The 1638-nt window shown below is 74.7% G+C and carries 2 protein-coding genes; both read right to left on the minus strand.

Going from position 1 to position 1638, the window contains the following annotated elements:
- Positions 1-108: 108 nt before the first annotated feature.
- Positions 109-768 carry a V-type ATP synthase subunit D gene (locus Q0L15_RS22600; RefSeq protein ID WP_296607110.1) on the minus strand — a complete coding sequence of 220 codons (660 nt, stop codon included), beginning with the start codon at positions 766-768 and terminating at the stop codon, positions 109-111.
- The coding region (locus tag Q0L15_RS22605; RefSeq protein ID WP_296607111.1) for a V-type ATP synthase subunit B at positions 768-1638 on the minus strand (871 nt) is incomplete at its 5' end. The genes Q0L15_RS22600 and Q0L15_RS22605, both read right to left, overlap by 1 nt.

A 1638-nucleotide genomic window follows, 5' to 3' on the forward strand; every position in this document is an offset into this window, starting at 1 on the left:
ACCGGACCTCCGCGCCCGTCGCCGCGGCGAGGTCGACGGCGATCTCGACGCCCCGCAGCGACGCCGCCGAGTCGTCGACGGCCACCAGCACACGCTCCACGGTCATGCTCATGCCTCCACGCTCCTTCCGTCGGGGCTGCTCGAGAGAGTCCGGACACTGCGTCTCGCAGCCCAGCGCAGCCGGAGGATGTCGGCGCGCTCGTCCTCCTCCAGAGCCACGGCCACGTCGCGCATCGTCGCTTCGAGCAGCGGCAGGTAGCGGGTGCGGATCGAGCGCAGCCGCCGCCGGGTCGCGGCCTCCTGGGCCTCGAGGGTGCGGAGAGCCGCCAGTGCGGCCGCCTGCTGGGCGGCCGCGACGACCGCGGCCGCCATCCGCCGCCGCGTCTCGACGAGGATCGCGCTGCCGGCCTCGCCGGTCCCTCCGTCGGCCTCGTCGGGGAGCCGGACGTCGACGAACGCGGGGTAGCACACGCCGACGACCTGCTCCCAGCGCACCTCCACCTCGGCCGCACCCTGCGGCCGGTTGAGCCGAACGGCGCGCTGGCCCTCCATCTCGGCGAGTCTGCGGCCCCAGGTGTCGGCGTCTCGCACCGCTGCCTGCCAGGCCGCGCGGGTGCGCTCCTCGACGAGGGCGCGGCGCACCCGCTCGTTGCGCAGGATCCGCAGCTTCTGGTCGAGCAGGTCGACCGCCCGGCACGCCACCTCGTGCCGGTGCACCAGCCACAGCTGCCCTGCGCGGCCGGGCGGGACGTGCAGGCGCGACGGCATCACTCGCTCCTGGTGGTCGGGTGGTAGCGGCGCTGGAGCTCGTCCTCGGGCAGCATCGTCAGCTCCCGGCGCGGCAGCAGGGAGAGCGCCTGCCAGCACAGGTCGAGGGTCTGCTCGATCGGGCGCGACTCGTCCGGTCGCTGGTTCAGCACGCGGCGCTCGACGTCCTCGGCGAACACGAGGTAGGCGCGGTCGGTCCCGCTGAGGGCATCCGCGCCGATCAGGTCGGCGAGCTCGCGGACCTGCCGCGCCCGCGACAGGCAGGCCATCGTCTGGGCCGCGACGTCGAGGTGGTCCGCGCGCGTGCGGCCCGGACCGGCACCCTTGCGCATCAGGCGCGACAGCGAGCTCAGCGGCTCCACCGGCGGGTAGGTCCCGGCGGCGTGCGCGGCCGCGGAGAGCACGACCTGGCCCTCGGTGATGTAGCCGGTCAGGTCGGGGACCGGGTGGGTGATGTCGCCGCCGGGCATCGTGAGCACCGGCAGCAGCGTGACCGATCCCGGCCGGCCCCGGATCCGTCCGCAGCGCTCGTAGAGCGAGGCGAGGTCGCTGTAGAGGTACCCGGGGTAGGCGCGGCGCCCGGGGATCTCCTCGCGGTCGGCCGACACCTCCCGGACGGCCTCGGCGTACGACGTCATGTCGGCCATCACCACGAGCACGTGCCGCGCACACTCGAAGGCGAGGTGCTCGGCGACCGTCAGCGCGATCCGCGGGGTGAGGATGCGCTCGACGACGGGGTCGTCGGCCGCGTTGAGCAGCATCACGAGCTCGCCGCTCGCGGAGCGCTGCGCGAGCGCGTCGCGCACGGCGCCGATGTCGGGGTGGGTGAGCCCCATGCCGGCGAACACCACCGAGAACGGCTCCCCTGCC

The organism is Nocardioides sp., assembly GCF_024509035.1.
Classification (GTDB): Bacteria; Actinomycetota; Actinomycetes; order Propionibacteriales; family Nocardioidaceae; genus Nocardioides.

Coding starts and splice junctions, on each gene's coding strand:
- Q0L15_RS22600 (WP_296607110.1), bottom strand. CDS start 768: ATGCCGTCGCGCCTGCACGTCCCGCCCGGCCGCGCAGGGCAGCTGTGG.